Below are 17,197 nucleotides of genomic sequence, written 5' to 3'. Positions count from 1 at the left end.
TATTCGTTTTTTGCACCGCACCAAAGTAGTGCAATGGTGCAACAAATCTGACCGTTTTTCACTTTCAAATCTGCGAAAAAATTGTGTTGTTTATGCGCCTGCTTGGCCTAACTTGTATTGACACTATTGCCGGGAATATGGTTTTATGTATTGCTTAAACGAATGGATTTTTAGTTCCTATTCGGTTGGGGATCTGCACTATGAGTGTGGATTGAGAATGTAATTTACTTAAAACTAAAGCCGGAAATAAAAACGTATTGAACATGATTTAGTGCTTAACTATCCAGAGTTCTCTATCAGAGACACTCAATAACACTTAATATAATAATCAGGAAAACCCATGTTTAAAAAAACTGTTTTAGTACGCGCGCTGTCGATCGCGTTTGGTGCTGCTACGCTGACCGCAGCGGTAGTTCCCGCCGCCATGGCGCAATCGAACGCTGCCGGTAACATTTACGGTAACGTCGAGGCCGCAGCAGGCAGTACCGTGGTGCTGTTGAACACCGATACAGGCGCCAAGCGTACCGTCGTACCGGATGCGTCAGGTCGTTATTTCGCCACCGCATTGCCACCAGGCCACTATCGCGTGGAACTGGTCCGTGATGGCCAGGTCAGCAAAACGGTTGAAGTAGATGTCCTGGTTGGCCAGGGCGTGGATGCATCGTTCGCCAGCGCGGCAGCTCCTGGCGTGCAAGCGGTGCAGGTGACCGGCCGCCGCAATCGTATCGACGTATCGAGCTCGAACAATGGCGCGACGTTCACCGCGCGTGAATTGGCGCGTCTGCCGATCGCCCAGAACGTTGCCGCGATCATCCAGCTTGCCCCGAATACGACCCGTGCCGATTCCCGCTATGCGGCCGGTGCATCGTTCGGTGGTGGCGGTGCTTCCGAGAACGCGTACTACATCAATGGTTTTCCTGTTACCAATCCGCTGACGCAGTTGGGTGCTTCCGAGCTGCCATTCGGCGCAATCGCCCAGGCACAAATTCTGACCGGCGGCTTCGGCGCCGAGTTCGGCCGTTCGGTCGGTGGCGTGGTCAATATTACGACCAAGAGCGGTACTAACAACTGGGAATTTGGCGCCAGCGTCAGTATCGAACCAGACAGCCTGCGTGCGAAATATCGCGACAGCTACTACCCAACAACGGGTCGTACGGAAAATGCTACCACCGACGGCACTCTGTACCGTCGCAACTCGGAAAACAGCAAGACTGAAAAGACCTACGGCGCTTACGTCGGTGGTCCGATCATCAAGGACAAGCTGTTCATGTTCGCTGCGGTTGAAACCAAGAAAACCGACTGGGATCGCATCAACGGCACCCGTACCTCGGCTTCCAACGCGGCTACCGGCTTTGCATCGAATCAAGACACGATCGATCGCTACATCGCCAAGTTCGACTGGAATATCACCGACAATCACCGCGTGGAAGCAACCTTCCTCGGTGACGAAGGAAAATCGGATCGTCAATTGTATGCGTACAATTACGGCACCGGCGTGCGCGGCGCGCAAACGGCATCGCAGCACTACAGCAATGATGCTGCCTTCTCGCCAAACGTCGGCGCAGAATCGAAAATCTTGCGCTACACGGGCAATCTGACCGATGACCTGACGGTGACGGCTGTGTATGGCGAAAGCACCACCAAAAACAAGAATCGCTATGACGCAGTCGGTACCGCGCCAGCAGATATCTTTGGCGTGGTCGCGGCAAGTAACAACCAGGTGCCAGGACTGAACTATTCGAGCCCACAAGTGTTGCTCGGTACCATACCAGGCGACGATGCGCAGAGCAAGATCAAGTCCGGTCGCTTCGACTTGGAATACAAACTTGGCAACCATACGCTGCGCGGCGGTTTTGACAATAACAAACTGTCGTCCGTGAATGCTGGTGATGTCCAGGCAGGTGGCGGTCAGTGGACCTACGGCAAAGTGGCCAATCCACTGGTGGCAACCAACTTCGGTGGCGGCTATCGCGTACCGGTAGCGAGCGGCGGCGGATATGGTACCCAAGGTTACTATGTTGGTAATCAACTGTACAACACGCTGACCAACGCGTACTCGGATCAGTCGGCCCAATACCTGGAAGATCGTTACCAGGCAACGAAGAATTTGTTGCTGACGGTCGGTCTGCGTAGCGAATCGTTTAAAAATAAAAACGGTGACGGTGAAACCTTCCTGGAAATCAAGAACCAGTTGTCGCCGCGTTTTGCTGCTGCCTGGGACGTGAATGGCGATGCAACGCTGAAAGTATTCGGCAGCGCAGGCCGTTATGCGGTACAGATTCCGACTCACCTGGCCGTGCGTGGCGCCAGCCGTTCGCTGTTCACCAATCAGTACTTCACCTACACCGGTACTGATCAGTACGGTCGTCCGACGGGCCTGACCGCCCTGACGCCTGAATTTTCGACGAACAATGAGCTGGGCCAGGCAAAAGATGCCAAAACCCTGAGCGCCATCGACCTCAAGCCAACCTACCAGGATGAGTTGACGGTCGGTTTCGAAAAAGCGTTCTCTCCAGATCTGAACTTTGGTGCGAAAGTCACTTATCGCAAGCTGCGTCAAACCATCGATGACTTCTGCGATGATCGCCAGATCTATGCTTTCGCCGATGCCAAAGGGATCGACACCTCGAACTACGGCGGCTTTAACTGCGCCTCGTTCAACCCTGGTATCGATAACAGCTTCTGGGTCGATTTCGCAGGTACGCAATCGAACTACACCCGTGTGGATCTGAAAGCTGCCGATCTGGGCTTCGAAAAGGCCAAGCGTACGTACACGGCAATCGATCTGTTTGCGGAACATCCGCTGCGCAATGGCTGGTATGGCCGTGTCAACTACACGTGGTCGCGTAGCACCGGTAATACTGAAGGTCAGACCCGTTCGGACAATGCACAGACCGACGTTGCAGCGACCTCGACCTGGGATAACATGGAGCTGATGTACGGCGCGGATGGCTTGCTGCCAAACAACCGCACCCATCAGATCAAAGCATTCGGTTACTATGAGCTGAACAACCAGTGGAGTGTTGGCGGCAATGCCTTGCTGGCATCGGGTCGTCCACGCAGCTGCTTCGGTAACCGTCCTGACCTGCCAGCTGATGCTGCTAACTACGGTTCGGTTTACTTCTACTGCGACGGCAAGGAAGCACCACGCGGTACCTCGGGCAAGTTGCCATGGGATATCCGTTTCGATGCCAACGTGACGTTCCGTCCACAGCAAGTCAATGGCCTGGCGTTGAAAATGGATGTGTTCAACCTGTTTAACAAACAAACCGCACAGACCATCGACGAAACCTACAACGTTGCTCGTGGTAACTATAACGTGAGCCCAACTTACGGTCGCGTTATCAGCTACACGTCGCCACGTGCCGTGAAGTTCACTGCTGAGTACAACTACAAGTTCTAATCCGACTTGAAATAGGCTTGCACATGCAAATGTGCAAGTTGATCGACAAACCGCCGGTGCAAGCCGGCGGTTTTTTTTATCTGAATCAAGGAAAGCTTACAGGCCGCCCCACAAAGCGCCCAGGGTCGCCAGCGCCGTCAAGCCCGCCGTCTCCGTGCGCAGGATGCGCGGTCCCATGGCCAAGCCAATCGCGCCGGCCGCGATGGCCGCCTGTTCTTCCGCCTCCGTAAAGCCGCCTTCCGGTCCCACCATCAGCGTGACGGCCTTCGGCGGCTGGTGGCGCGCCCAGTCGGCCAGCGACTGCGTTGCGCGCGGCGTCAATATGATGCGCTTGTGCAGATCCTGCTGGCGGCTCCACTGATTGAACTCCTGCAGCGGCGCCAGCTGCGCCAGGCGGTTGCGTCCGCTTTGCTCCGAGGCCGAGACGATGATGCCCTGCCAGTGCGCCAGTTTCTTTTCGGCCCGCTCGGCGGACAGGCGCACCACGCAGCGCTGGGCCGCCAGCGGCACGATGCCGGCGGCGCCCAGCTCGATTGCCTTTTCGACGATCCAGTCCATTTTCGACGCTTCCGGCAACGCCTGCGCCAGGGTCACGGCATACGGCAGTTCGACCTCGCGCGCGATGTGCGCCTGGACGGCGGCGGTCACGCTGCGCTTGGCGACCGAGACGATGCTGGCCTGCACTTCGCCGCCCTCGCCATTGAATAGCGTAATCAGTTCGCCCGGCGCCAGGCGCACCACGGCGATATGGTGGGCGACGGCTTCCGGCAGGGCGATGGTGGTGCCGGGGACGAGCGGCTGGGGGCAGTAAAAACGTGGCATGCAATTCCTGAACGGGCAAAAAATGAATAAACAGACACTAAAGTATAGCGAGTTGGCGTGGCAGTACGCTGCAATTCTAAATTGCGGCCCCCCAGTCTGGTAAAATAGTTGACTACAAAAGCGGCCGGCCGCCTGTCCGCGCTGCTGCACACGAATCCCAAACTCGCGACTGACCCACACCACCATGACAACTACGCTCCCGACTACCAAAATGGCCAATGCGATCCGCGCACTGGCAATGGACGCTGTACAAAAGGCTAACTCCGGCCATCCTGGCATGCCGATGGGCATGGCCGAGATCGCAGTTGCCCTGTGGAGTGGGCATTACCGCCACAATCCGACCAATCCGAAATGGCCGAACCGCGACCGTTTCCTGCTGTCCAACGGCCATGGCTCGATGCTGCACTATTCGCTGTTGCACCTGACCGGCTATGCCTTGTCGATGGACGACATCAAGGCTTTCCGCCAGATGCATTCGAAAACCCCGGGCCACCCGGAAGTCGACATCACGCCCGGCATTGAAACGACCACCGGTCCGCTGGGCCAGGGCATCGCCAACGCCGTCGGCATGGCGCTGTCCGAACAACTGCTGGCCGCCGAGTTCAACAAACCGGGCCACGACATCGTCAACCACTACACCTACGCGTTTGTCGGCGACGGCTGCCTGATGGAAGGCATCTCGCACGAAGTATGCGCGCTGGCCGGCACCCTGGGCCTGAACAAGCTGATCGCCCTGTACGACGACAACGGGATTTCCATCGACGGCAAGGTCGAAGGCTGGTTCACCGACGACACCCCGGCCCGCTTCGAAGCGTACGGCTGGAACGTGATCCGCGCCGTCGACGGCCATGACGTCGCCGCTGTCGACGCCGCCATCACCGCCGCCAAGTCCGCTTCGAAACCGACCCTGATCTGCTGCAAGACGATTATCGGCAAGGGTTCGCCGAACCTGCAAGGTGGCGACAAGGTCCATGGCGCCGCACTGGGCGACAAGGAAATCGCCGCCGTGCGCGAATACATCGGCTGGGATTCGGCTCCGTTCGAGATCCCTGCCGACCTGTATACGGCCTGGGATGCCAAGGAACAAGGCGCCGTGCTGGAAAACGACTGGAACGAGCGCTTCGCCGCCTATAGCAAAGAATTCCCGCAGCAGGCAGCCGAGCTGTCGCGCCGCATGAAGGGCGACCTGCCGGAAGCGTTTGAAACCGCGCTGGCCGCCGCGATCGCTTCCTGCGTCGAGAAAAAAGAAAACATCGCCACCCGCAAGGCCAGCCAGAACGCGATCCAGGCGCTGGCCTCGTCGCTGCCGGAATTCCTCGGTGGCTCGGCCGACCTGACCAGCTCGAACCTGACCAACTGGAAAGAATCGATTCCCGTGCGTTCGGGCAAACCGGGCAACCACGTCAACTATGGCGTGCGCGAATTCGGCATGAGCGCCATCATGAACGGCATCACCCTGCATGGCGGCTACATCCCGTTCGGCGCCACCTTCCTGACGTTCTCGGACTACAGCCGCAACGCGCTGCGCATGGCCGCGCTGATGAAGCTGCGTTCGATCTTCGTGTTTACCCACGACTCGATCGGCCTGGGCGAAGACGGCCCGACCCACCAGTCGGTCGAGCATGTCTCGTCGATGCGCCTGATCCCGAACCTGGACAACTGGCGTCCGTGCGACACGGTCGAATCGGCCGTGGCCTGGGGCGCGGCAGTGCGCCGCAAGGATGGCCCGTCGACCCTGATCTTCTCGCGCCAGAACCTGCCGTACCAGGAACGCTCGAACGACACCATCGCCAACATCTTCCGCGGCGGCTATGTGCTGAACGACGTGGCCGATGCCAAGGCGATCCTGATCGCCACCGGTTCCGAAGTGGAACTGGCGGTTGCCGCCGCCAGCGCGCTGGCCTCGGAAGGCATCAATGTGCGCGTGGTGTCGATGCCGTCGACCGACGTGTATGACCGCCAGGACGTCGCCTACAAGGCCAGCGTCTTGACCAAAGGCGTGCCACGCGTGGCCATCGAAGCGGGCGTGACCAGCTTCTGGTACAAATATGTCGGCCTGGAAGGCGCCGTGGTCGGTATCGATACCTTCGGCGAGTCGGCGCCGGCCGGCGTGCTGTTCAAGCATTTCGGTTTCACCGTTGAAAACGTCGTGGCCAAAGTCAAGGCCGTGATCGCAGGGTAAAGCAGTAACGCCGCCAGCGTCCCGCAGATGGGCGCGGCGGCAGCAGATTTTTTAATGTGCCAAGTCTTTCTATTTCAATCAGGAGCAGAGTATGACGATCAAAGTTGCAATCAATGGCTACGGCCGCATCGGCCGTAATGTGTTGCGCGCTTTCTACGAAGGCGGCAAGAAACAGGACATCCAGATCGTTGCCATCAACGACCTGGGCGATGCCAAATCGAACGCCCACCTGACCCGCTACGACACCGCGCACGGCAAGTTCCCGGGCACCGTCACCGTCGAAGGCGACAACATGATCGTCAATGGCGATCCGATCCGCGTGTTCGCGCAGCGCAATCCTGCTGAAATTCCATGGGGCGAGCTGGGCGTGGACGTGGTGCTCGAGTGCACCGGCTTCTTCACCACCAAGGAAAAAGCGTCGGCTCACCTGAAGGGCGGCGCCAAGAAAGTCATCATCTCGGCACCAGGCGGCAAGGACGTCGACGCCACCATCGTGTTCGGCGTGAACCAGGACGTGCTGAAATCGACCGACACCGTGATTTCGAACGCTTCGTGCACCACCAACTGCCTGGCCCCGCTGGTCAAGCCGCTCAACGACGCGATCGGCCTGGAAACCGGCCTGATGACCACCGTGCACGCCTACACCAACGACCAGGTACTGTCCGACGTGATGCATGAAGACCTGCGCCGCGCCCGTTCGGCCACCATGAGCATGATCCCGACCAAGACCGGCGCCGCCGCCGCGGTCGGCCTGGTGCTGCCTGAGCTGAACGGCAAACTGGACGGTTTCGCGATCCGCGTGCCGACCATCAACGTTTCGCTGGTCGACCTGTCGTTCATCGCCAAGCGCGACACTACTGTGGAAGAAGTCAATGCCCTGATGAAGGCCGCTTCCGAAGGCGCGCTGGAAGGCATCCTGACGTACCAGACCGAACCGCTGGTATCAATCGACTTCAACCACAATCCGGCTTCGTCGAATTTCGATTCGACCCTGACCAAAGTGTCGGGCCGCCTGGTGAAAGTATCGTCGTGGTACGACAATGAGTGGGGTTTCTCGAACCGCATGCTCGACACCACCGTTGCGCTGATGTCGGCCAAGTAAGTCTTTTCCTGCTGTTGACACGCCCTGCGGGGCGTAATGCCGCCCTGTTCGCAGGGCGGTTTTTTTTTGCCCGCGCGCACCAGTATGGGGACCGCCAACGGCAGCGCCGCCGTTACATCTCGTTGCATCTTGTTACATGTGTCAAAACAGGGCGCTTGACATTTCATATATGCACCATAGCAGGGCATTTTCAGGCAATAAGTATTGCAATTTTTATCTTTAAAAAAAGTTAAAAAGAAACAAATTTTTATATTGGCTAGCGTATTCTTTTCTTCAGGTAAACACCTTTCTGAAAACTATTTATATCGTTAATTTTTATGTGGCATTAATCAATTTTAAATAAATAAAATTTTGAAATTTTCGTTATTTATATTGCCTTATTCCGCAAAGTCGTTTTGTTGCAACATTTAATAACATTTGTAACAAAATGAAACTCCTTCCATGCATAATCGCTTTTCTTGCTGTCACGCCATCATTGTCGTGTCGCACTGTCCGTGTTGCCTGGCACGATAGTGCCATGGGGGCGGCTGCTTGAAGGGGTTGGATATAAAAAACCGGTTGTATAAAAGCACAAAAGGAAGAGTGATGTTTTTAAAAGAAAAAACCAGTGTCATCCTAGTTCGTCTGGCCATCGGTACCCTCGCCGGTACCGGCCTGTTGGCCCAATTTGCCCACGCCCAGGAAACCAGCCTGGCGCCGCAAGCGCAGGCCGAGGCCACGCCTGGCGTCGATGGCTCGGACAAAGTCCAGAAGGTATATGTCACGGGTTCGAACGTACGCCGCATTACCCTTGAATCGGCCTCGCCCGTGCAAATCATTACCCGCGACGAACTCACGCGTGGTGGCGCGACCTCGCTCAACGAAGTGTTGCGCACGATTTCTTCCAACGTGGGCGGTATCGATGAAAACCGCACCAACGGTTTCAGTGCGGGCGCCGCCGGCCTGAACTTGCGTGGTTTCGGCAGCCAGGCAACCCTGACCCTGATCAACGGCCGCCGCCTGGCGCCGTATGCCCAGCCTGAATTCCAGACCACCTTTGTCGATTTGAACTCGATTCCGGTGGGCGCGGTGGAACGGATTGAAATCCTGAAAGATGGCGCCTCGGCGATCTACGGTTCGGAAGCGATGGCCGGCGTGGTCAACATCATCTTGCGCGACAGCTTCGAAGGCCTGGAACTGGGCGGCTCGCTGGGCCAGTCCAGCCGCAGCGATGGCGAACAGAAACGCGCCACGATCAGTTTCGGCAAAGGCAGCCTGGTACAGGATCACTTCAACGCCTATGTCACCCTAGACGTGCGCCAGCGCGATCCGATGTACATCCGCAAGCGCGACGGCTACCTGAGCACGCAGGATCTGCGCGCCTATGGCTACAAGGACCGCCGCTCGCTGTACACCTACCCGGGCAACATCTACTGGACCGACAAGGCCACCAATACGCTGGTGTCGCGTACCCTGGACAATAACTGCCCGGCCGACCGCCTGGTTCCCGCTTCCGGCGTACTGGCCGCTGGCGCCCAGGGCAATGCCTGCGTGTTCGATGACTTCCAGGACAGCTCGATCAACTCGGCCGGCAAGACCGACCGCTTCGGCCTGACCAGCCGCCTGACCTGGCAGCCGACCGCGAATACCACCGTCTTCAGCGAACTGATGTTCAACCGCAACAAGGCCACCGTGACCGGCCTGCTGCACTGGGTGGCAGGCCAGACCGGCCAGCCGACGCCGGCGCTGCCGATCACCCATCCGCAGTATCCGAAAGAGCTGATCGGACCTGACGGCAAGACCCTGGCTGGCGGCAACGGCACCGTGCGCGTGCGCGCTTCGCTGCGTGACTTCCCGGGCCAGGGCCAGGACAATACGACCGACTTCGGCCGTTACCTGGTCGGTGTCAAGGGCGACTACAAGAACTGGGACTGGGAAACCGCCCTGTTGCGCACGGATAGCAAAGTCACCTCGCGCAATACCAGCGCGATCCTGCTGACGCCATTCGTCAACGCCTACACCAACGGCACCTTCATCTTCGGTGGCGGCGCCTCCAACCAGGCGCTGTACGATTCGATCACGGCCAATTCGAAAAACGTGTTCAAGTCGGCCCTGACGCAAATCGACGGCAAGGTCTCGGGTGAGTTGTTCAACCTGCCGGCAGGCGCCGTCGGCCTGGCGGTCGGTACCGAATTCCGCCGCGAGAGCCTCAGCACCATGCCCGATCCGATCGCGGTGGAAGGCGAGTTCTATCACCAGGCGCAATTGCCGCCAGGCTTTTCGAACGACCGCAATATTTCCTCGATCTACGCCGAATCGACGATTCCACTGCTGAAATCGCTGGAAGCGAACGTCGCCGTGCGCCACGACCACTATTCGGACTACGGCAATTCGACCACCCCGAAAGTGGGCCTGAAGTGGAGCGCCACGCCGGCCTTCATGGTGCGTGGCACCTATGCTGAAGGTTTCCGTGCACCAACCTTGGTCGAGAACTCGACCGACGTGCGCAACGCCTTCGTGTCGATCCGCGATCCGTTCCGTTGCAACGCGCGCTACACGCTCGGCTGCTCGACATCGTCGCCATATGAAAGCGGCGCCAATCCGGAGCTGAAACCGGAAACGGCGAAAAGCTACACCCTGGGCCTGGCCTGGGAGCCTAGCTCGTCGTTCCTGGCAACGCTGGACCTGTGGCAGATCAAGCGCGTCAACGAGATCAGCACCTACGACCTGGACAAGGTATTGCAGGACCCATCGCGCTATGCCGGCGATCCTGCCGTGGCCATCACCCGCGCCGCGCTGACCGCTGCCGACCAGGCCGCCGGTGCGACGGCGGGCGAGATCACCAACATCAAGATGTTGCTGACCAACGTGGCCGTGACCAAGATCCGTGGCGTCGACCTGAAACTGACGGGCCGCATCAACCTCGGCGAATATGGCACCCTGACGCCGACCCTGAACGTCAGCCACATGCAGTCGTACAAGAATGCGCCGTCGCCTACCGACGACCTGATCGAGTACGCCGGCACCCGCGGCACGCCGTCGGTACAGGCCAACCTGGGCCTGGCATGGAAAAAGGCGGCATACACCTTGTCGGCCGATACGGTATTTGTCAGCAAGATGGCGTCGGTTGCCGACCGTACGCAGGAATGCGTGCTGGCCACCGAAGGCTTCCCCGAGCTGTGCACGGGCATTCCTTCGTTCACCGTGGTCAACCTGGGCGGCAGCTACAGCGGCATCAAGAACACCAAGCTGAGCTTTGCGATCCAGAATGCCTTCGACCGCAAACCGCCTTTCCACCCGAACGGCACGGCCAACTACTACGCGCCGCTGCATAGCGCGATGGGCCGCTACTTCCAGGTCACCGCCGAATACAGCTTCAAGTAATCGTGCATGACGAAAAGGCGCCGTGACCGTCAAGGTAACGGCGCCTTTTTTCCAGCTGGCCGCGGTGCTTGCCCGAGCGCCGCGGCCATTGATGTTTATACCGAAGGAGACTGTCTTGAATCGACGCATTATTCCTCTCGTGCTCAGCACCATCTTGCTCAGTACCGGCCTGTGGGGCGCCAGCGCCCGCGCCGACGAATCCATTCCGATTGCCGACTTCTTCAAGAAAGCGGAATTCAGCGGTCGCCCGATCTTGTCACCCGACGGCCAGAGCATGGCCGTGCTGACGCCGCGCAATGGCCGCTTCGTGCTGGCCGTCATCAATCTCGACACGCGCGCCTCGACCGTGGTGGCCTCCGATCCCGACTGGAACGTGACCAACCCGATGTGGGTCAACAACCGCCGCCTGGTGTTCAGCATCACCAAGGGCAGCGAAGAAGTGATGGAAAAACAGACCGGTGGTGGCCTGTTTGCCGTCAATAGCGACGGCAGCGCATTTCGCAAGCTGGTGATCAGCGTCAAGGAGGCGATGAGCACGAACATGCCGTACAAGCCGGTGTCGGTGCTGCAACGGGTGGGCGGCGACAGCAATGACCTGATCGTGGTGAATAACGAACGCGGCCGCGATGCGGACCTGGGCGCCAGCGATGTGTTCCGCCTCGACACCACCAATGGCCGCATGGCCTTGCTGACGTTTAACAATCCCGGCGCCGTCAGCGGCTGGGTGCTGGACCATGACAATGTGATCCGCGTCGCCTCGTCGATGACGGTGGAGTCGGGCAGCAAGCGCATCATTCAAAAAGTGTATCTGCGCGACGATGAAAAAGCGCCATGGAAAACCATCTACCAGGCCTATCTCGATGAAGGCAAGGAAATGAATCCGCTGGGCTTCGATTTCGACAACAAGACATTGTTTGTCGCCGGCCGCTTCAACGGCCGCGACAAGGCTGGCGTGCATATCTGGAACAGCGCCAACAATACGGTCGGTGAGCTGATCGCCGAACATGCCGAAGCCGATATCAGCGATGGCCTGATTTTCGACGAGGCGCGCAAGAAAGTGGTGGGCGTGGCCGTCAACGGCATGAAGCCGGAAATGTATTATTTCGACGAGGACTATGCGCGCCTGCAGGCCTCGCTCGACGCCAGCTTGCCGAATGAACGTGTCAACTTCCAGTGGCGCGGCAACCGTGCCGTGGTCACGACCACGGGCGTCAATAACGTCGGCAAGCTGTATTACTTCGATACGGTGAAAAAGACGCTGGAACCCTTGTACAGCGTCAAGCCCGAACTCGACGGCAAGAAGCTGTCCGAGCAGAGCGTGATCCACTACAAGGCACGCGACGGCCTGACAATTCCCGCCTACCTGACCCTGCCGGAAGGACGCACGCCGAAAGCGCTGCCGCTGGTGGCGTATATCCACGGCGGACCGCATGCGCGCGACGCCTACACCTTCGATCCGATCACCCAGATGCTGGCTTCGCGCGGCTTTGCGGTATTGCAGCCGCAGTTCCGCATGTCGACCGGCTTCGGCTGGAAACACCATACGGCCGGCTGGAAGCAATGGGGCCTGGCGATGCAGGACGATATCACCGACGGCATCGAGGACTTGGTCAAGCAGGGCGTGGTCGACCGCAACCGCGTGTGCATCATCGGCGCCAGCTATGGCGGCTATGCCACCATGTATGGCCTGATCAAGAATCCCGACCTGTACAAGTGCGGCATCAACTGGGTCGGCGTGACGGACGTCAAGATGCTATTTACCGTCAACTGGTCCGACGTGTCGGGTCCGGTGATGGACAATATCGGCACCAAGATGCACGGCGATCCGAAAACCGATGAAGCCTATTTCAGGCAGGTGTCGGCGATCGACCATGCCGACAAGATCAAGGCGCCGGTGCTGATGGCCTACGGCAGCGAAGACCGCCGCGTGCCGCTGATCCACGGTGAAAAAATGCGCGACGTGTTGCGCAAGCAGGGCAATACCGTCGAATGGATGGTGATGACCGGCGAGGGGCATGGCTGGTCCAAGGAAAGCAACAATATCCTGTGGGGCGAAACCGTGTACCGCTTCATCAACCGCTATATCGGCCCGGCAGCCGCGACGGCGACAGCGCAGAAGTAGGCAGGCAGGTAAGCAGGTACGCGGCTGGCGCCGGATTCGTTTCCCGGCGTCAGCCGCGCCGCCGGTATTGCCGCCACAGCATGCGCAGGTCATGCCAGACGGGCATGCCGGCCAGGGTGGCCAGCACGCCGGCCAGGATGATGGTGGCGGCGGGAAAACCGATATGCTTGAAGGCCAGCGCGCCGCTCACGCCACCGCCAAAAAAGCAGGCGATCAGGGCGCCATGCGTGATCAGTTTGGCACGGTTGACGCGCACCATGTCGCCGGGCAACTGACGACGGTTGTAATACAGCATCTTTCCCATTTCAATGCCGATATCGGTCGACAGGCCCGTCACATGCGTGGTGCGGATGGCGGCGCCCGAGATCTTGGTGATGATGGCGTTTTGCAGCCCCATCACAAAACACAGCAGCAAGATGGTGACGGGGCCCAGCACGTTCGGCATGGCCGCCAGGTAGTTGCCCGTCAGGCCGAAGACCAGTAGCAGCAGCGCTTCGAGCAGCAAGCTGAGCGCAAACTGGCTGTGCAGCTGGCGCCGGCGGCCCCAGTTCACCATGATGGCGGTCACGGCCGCGCCGCTGACAAACGCCAGCCAGGCGCCGAACGCAGCCAGCGCCACCGTCACATTACCCAGCGCCAGGTCGTCTGCCATGCCCGAGATAATGCCCGTCATGTGCGAGGTATAGCCGCCGATGGCGAGAAAGCCGCCCGCATTGACGGCGCCGGCCACCAGCGCCAGCACGCAGCCCAGTTGCAAGTTCGCTTGCGCATCGCGCGTTGCACCGCTCAGCCGTGTCAGGTAATCGAGGGCCATCCGGGAACGCGCGCCGCCGCTATGCCGCTGGTTACTTGTAGATGCCGGAACCGACGATCATGTTGTCGACCCGTTCGATATAGCCCGACTTCTGCTCGACCACCTTGGTGGTGGGGTTGGGCCACTTGAAGTCGACCCAGCCGCGTCCTTCCTTGCTGCCGGCGGTGGCGATCAGCGCGCGGATCACGGCCTTGCCTTCATTGTCTTTCATATCGATCAGGTTCTTGCCGACCATCTTGGGATTGTTGCCGTGTGCCAGGGTCACGCCATTCATGTCATACACATAGATATACAGGTCGCGGTCATGGAAGCTGGTGTTGGCCGGGTCGGAAATCGCCGCAAAGGCCTTGTCCTTGCCGTCGGCCTTGATCATGGCCACGGCGCGCTTGGTCATGGCGATGGCTTCATCGGCCGTGCCCTTGGGCGCCGCCCATGCCGCCGCGCTGGCGCACACCATGAAGCCGGCGAGAAGGGCGTGCACGCCCGCTTTTACAGTGGTAATCATTGCTGTCTCCTGGGATGATGGGCAACCCCGGCGCGGCCTGTGCGGCACTACTGGGAGGTGGAGTTGCCTGTTCGTATCATACGCCGCTATATTGGTTATGCAATCACGCTGGCAAAGATGGTGTGCCATAAACGCATCACATGGTCGGCATGCACTTGTACCCGCTCGGGCGCCACGCGTGCCAGGTCCTGCCCCTGCAGGCGCAGCTGGTGCTGCAGCTTGCGCAGCGCGCGGTAGGCGTCGGCCACGCCGGCGGCCAGGGTGGCGTCGATCAGACCCAGTTCGCCGCATAAACGCAGCAGGGCGATATTGCCCGCGTTGGCTGTCAGCTGCGGATAGCGCGCCGCGTGCTGCAGCACCAGGTATTGCACCATGAACTCGATATCGATCATGCCGCCCGGGTCCTGCTTCAGGTCAAAACTGCCGGGGCGCGGCGGATGGGCGTCGATCATGCGCTTGCGCATCGCCACCACCTCGCCCTTGAGCGGGCCGTTTTCGGGACGCTCCTTGCGCAGGATGCTGTCGCGGATGCGCTCGAAATGCTTGCCGATGGTGACGTCGCCGGCGCAAAAGCGCGCCCGCGTCAGCGCCTGGTGTTCCCATACCCAGGCCGCGCTGCCCTGGTAGCGCTCGAAGGCCTGCACGCTGGACACCAGCATGCCCGACGCGCCGTCCGGGCGCAGCGCGATATCGATATCGAACAGGATGCCGGCCGAGGTATGCGAGGTCATCCAGGTAATAAAGCGCTGCGCCAGCTTGGCGTACAGGCCGGGCGCTTCCTGGTCGTCGTCATCGAACAGGAAAATGACGTCGAGGTCGGATACATAGCCCAGTTCCTTGCCGCCCAGCTTGCCATACGCGATGACGGCGAATTTCGGCACTTCGCGGTGGCGCGTGGGCAGGGTCTGCCAGACGGCCTGCACGGTGGCGGCGACGATGATGTCGGCCAGCTGCGACAGATAATCGGCCAGCTTTTCCACGCTCAGGTCGCCCGCCAGGTCCTGCGCCAGGCACTGGAACAGCTGCGCGTGATGGGTTTCGCGCAAAATATCCATCTGCCGCTCGGTGTCGCCGGGCGCGTCGTCGAGCTGGCGCTGCAGGTCGAGCGCCAGCGCGGCGGGGTCGGGCACGCTGTGGCGGATGCGTTCATCGAGCAGTTCGTCGAGCAGGATAGGATGTTGCGTGAGGAAGGTGGCGGCCCAGCCGCTGGCGCACACCATGCGCACCACGCGTTCCAGGGTATGCGGGTATTCGGTCAGCAGCGACAGATAGGCCGAGCGGCGCGCGATCGCTTCCAGGAAATCGAGCAGCCGGCCCAGGGTGGCCAGCTGGCTGGCGTTGCCGTTGGACATGGAGCAGTCGGTGATCAACGGCAGGGCGGCATTGACCAGCGCGACCAGGCGCGTGCGGCTCGCTTCGGGCAGCGACTGCAGCCGCGGCGCCTGCCAGGTGGCCAGCAGCCGGCGCGCGCAGGCGGCCGGCTCGTGAAAGCCCAGCGCGGCGAAGCGCGCTTCGATGGCTTCCTGCTGGTCCGAGGCGGCGCAGTCGTTCGAGGCCTGCGGGTCGATGCCGGTGTCGGCCGGCGGCGCGCCGCTGGTCTTGTCGCTGAACATTTCATCGAACTGGCCGGCGACGAACACGCGGTGCGCTTCAAGCTGGGCCAGCAGGGTGGCCGTATCGGGCAGACCCATCATCTGCGCCACCACCAGGCGGTCGGCCTCGCTGGCGGGCAGGGTGTGGGTCTGCGCATCGTCGAGGTATTGCAGCCGGTGTTCCAGGTTGCGCAAAAAGGAATACGAGGCCAGCAGTTTTTCCACGATGGCCGGCTCCAGATACCCTTTCTCTGCCACCGTGCGCAAGGTGGCGCGCGTGGAGCGTTCGCGCAGCTCGGCGTCGCGCCCGCCGCGTATCAATTGGAATACCTGCGCCAGGAATTCGATTTCGCGGATGCCGCCGCGGCCCAGCTTGACGTTGTTGCTGCGGTCAGGGTGCAGCCGCTCCTGGCGGTTGACCTCGGCGCGGATCTGCCCATGCATGTTGCGGATCGCGTCGATCACGCCGAAGTCCAGGTAGCGGCGGAACACGAAGGGGCGCACGATGGCGTCCAGCGCGGCGATGTCCTCCGGCCTGCCGGTGACGGCGCGCGCCTTGACCCAGGCATAGCGCTCCCATTCGCGGCCCTGCACGATCAGATACTGTTCCACCATTCCCAGGCTGGCGGCCAGCGGCCCCGAGTTGCCGTTCGGCCGCAGCGCCATGTCGACGCGGAAGGTAAAGCCGTCCTGCGTGATTTCGGCCAGGGCGGCGATCAGCTTTTTGCCCATGCGAATGAAAAACTCGTGGTTCGACAGGCTGCGCTGGCCCGGCTGGGTCGCTTGCGTATCGCCATCCTCCGGGTAGACAAAGATCAGGTCGATGTCGGACGACACATTGAGTTCGCCGCCGCCCTGCTTGCCCATCGCCAGCACCATCAGTTCCTGCGGCTGGCCCGACTCCTCGCCCACCGGCATGCCGTGCGCGGCCACCATCTCGGCCATGATGGCGTCGCAGTGGCGGCCGATGGCGAAGTCGGCAAAGCCCGTCATGGCGGTGACCACCTCGTGCAGGTCGGCCTGGCCGTCCAGGTCGCGCGCGATCAGGCCGCATACCAGCAGGTTGCGCAGCTGGCGCATGGCGCGTTCCAGCGGCAGCGGCGGCGTGGCGGCGTTGGCCAGGCGGGCCAGTTCAGCGGCAAAATCGAGACCGTCGAGCGGCATGCCGACCAGCTGCGCGGCTTGCGCGGCGCGTTCCGGGGCGGCATTGAGCCAGCGCTGGTAAAAGCGCGAGGCGGAAGTCAGGGACGGGTGGCTCATGGTGGCGATTTCTATGGTGTTGATCGGTTATC

At 60.4% G+C, this 17,197-nt stretch carries 9 protein-coding genes; 5 read left to right on the top strand and 4 right to left on the bottom strand.

Annotation, left to right across the window (positions count from 1 at the left end; all coding sequences use genetic code 11):
* Positions 1 to 340 precede the first annotated feature (340 nt).
* On the top strand, positions 341 to 3,403 hold the full coding sequence (locus tag Q8L25_RS29825) for a carboxypeptidase regulatory-like domain-containing protein (RefSeq protein ID WP_308922836.1): 3,063 nt from the start codon (positions 341 to 343) through the stop codon (positions 3,401 to 3,403).
* A 96-nt stretch (positions 3,404 to 3,499) separates the two neighbouring features.
* Here the strand turns inward: Q8L25_RS29825 and Q8L25_RS29820 are convergent, their stop codons facing one another.
* Positions 3,500 to 4,225 (bottom strand): 16S rRNA (uracil(1498)-N(3))-methyltransferase, encoded by a 726-nt coding sequence (locus Q8L25_RS29820; RefSeq protein WP_308922835.1) that lies wholly within the window; start codon positions 4,223 to 4,225, stop codon positions 3,500 to 3,502.
* Positions 4,226 to 4,409: 184 nt separating this feature from the next.
* Between Q8L25_RS29820 and tkt the strand changes: the two genes are divergently transcribed.
* The 4 genes from tkt (at position 4,410) to Q8L25_RS29800 (ending at position 12,994) form a co-directional block, all read left to right on the top strand.
* Positions 4,410 to 6,407: a transketolase gene (tkt, locus tag Q8L25_RS29815; RefSeq protein WP_308922834.1), complete on the top strand. Its 1,998-nt coding sequence runs from the start codon at positions 4,410 to 4,412 to the stop codon at positions 6,405 to 6,407.
* Between the two features lie 91 nt (positions 6,408 to 6,498).
* A complete protein-coding gene (gap, locus tag Q8L25_RS29810; RefSeq protein WP_308922833.1) occupies positions 6,499 to 7,509 on the top strand; it encodes a type I glyceraldehyde-3-phosphate dehydrogenase in 1,011 nt (336 codons plus the stop codon).
* A gap of 585 nt (positions 7,510 to 8,094) precedes the next feature.
* Positions 8,095 to 10,872: a TonB-dependent receptor gene (locus tag Q8L25_RS29805; RefSeq protein WP_308922832.1), complete on the top strand. Its 2,778-nt coding sequence runs from the start codon at positions 8,095 to 8,097 to the stop codon at positions 10,870 to 10,872.
* 115 nt (positions 10,873 to 10,987) lie between these two features.
* Positions 10,988 to 12,994, top strand: a complete 2,007-nt coding sequence (locus Q8L25_RS29800; protein WP_308922831.1) for a S9 family peptidase — start codon at positions 10,988 to 10,990, stop codon at positions 12,992 to 12,994.
* A gap of 49 nt (positions 12,995 to 13,043) precedes the next feature.
* Here the strand turns inward: Q8L25_RS29800 and Q8L25_RS29795 are convergent, their stop codons facing one another.
* The 3 genes from Q8L25_RS29795 to glnE all read right to left on the bottom strand — a co-directional run bounded on the left by Q8L25_RS29795 (position 13,044) and on the right by glnE (position 17,165).
* Positions 13,044 to 13,808: a YoaK family protein gene (locus Q8L25_RS29795; RefSeq protein ID WP_308922830.1), complete on the bottom strand. Its 765-nt coding sequence runs from the start codon at positions 13,806 to 13,808 to the stop codon at positions 13,044 to 13,046.
* 31 nt (positions 13,809 to 13,839) lie between these two features.
* Entirely contained in the window at positions 13,840 to 14,313 is a 474-nt protein-coding gene (locus Q8L25_RS29790; RefSeq protein ID WP_308922829.1) for a cache domain-containing protein, read from the bottom strand.
* Between the two features lie 95 nt (positions 14,314 to 14,408).
* The gene (glnE, locus tag Q8L25_RS29785; RefSeq protein ID WP_308922828.1) at positions 14,409 to 17,165 is read right to left on the bottom strand and encodes a bifunctional [glutamate--ammonia ligase]-adenylyl-L-tyrosine phosphorylase/[glutamate--ammonia-ligase] adenylyltransferase; all 2,757 of its coding nucleotides are present in this window, start codon (positions 17,163 to 17,165) and stop codon (positions 14,409 to 14,411) included.
* Positions 17,166 to 17,197: the final 32 nt, after the last annotated feature.

The organism is Janthinobacterium sp. J1-1 (assembly GCF_030944405.1).
Taxonomy (GTDB): Bacteria; Pseudomonadota; Gammaproteobacteria; order Burkholderiales; family Burkholderiaceae_D; genus Janthinobacterium.
This window is presented reverse-complemented; position numbering and strand designations above follow the sequence as displayed.

Excerpts from the sequence above, each read along its gene's own strand:
- Q8L25_RS29820 (WP_308922835.1), bottom strand. The coding sequence starts at position 4,225 with ATGCCACGTTTTTACTGCCCCCAGCCGCTCGTCCCCGGCACCACCATC.
- gap (WP_308922833.1), top strand. The coding sequence starts at position 6,499 with ATGACGATCAAAGTTGCAATCAATGGCTACGGCCGCATCGGCCGTAAT.
- glnE (WP_308922828.1), bottom strand. The coding sequence starts at position 17,165 with ATGAGCCACCCGTCCCTGACTTCCGCCTCGCGCTTTTACCAGCGCTGG.
- Q8L25_RS29795 (WP_308922830.1), bottom strand. The coding sequence starts at position 13,808 with ATGGCCCTCGATTACCTGACACGGCTGAGCGGTGCAACGCGCGATGCG.
- Q8L25_RS29825 (WP_308922836.1), top strand. The coding sequence starts at position 341 with ATGTTTAAAAAAACTGTTTTAGTACGCGCGCTGTCGATCGCGTTTGGT.
- Q8L25_RS29805 (WP_308922832.1), top strand. The coding sequence starts at position 8,095 with ATGTTTTTAAAAGAAAAAACCAGTGTCATCCTAGTTCGTCTGGCCATC.
- tkt (WP_308922834.1), top strand. The coding sequence starts at position 4,410 with ATGACAACTACGCTCCCGACTACCAAAATGGCCAATGCGATCCGCGCA.
- Q8L25_RS29790 (WP_308922829.1), bottom strand. The coding sequence starts at position 14,313 with ATGATTACCACTGTAAAAGCGGGCGTGCACGCCCTTCTCGCCGGCTTC.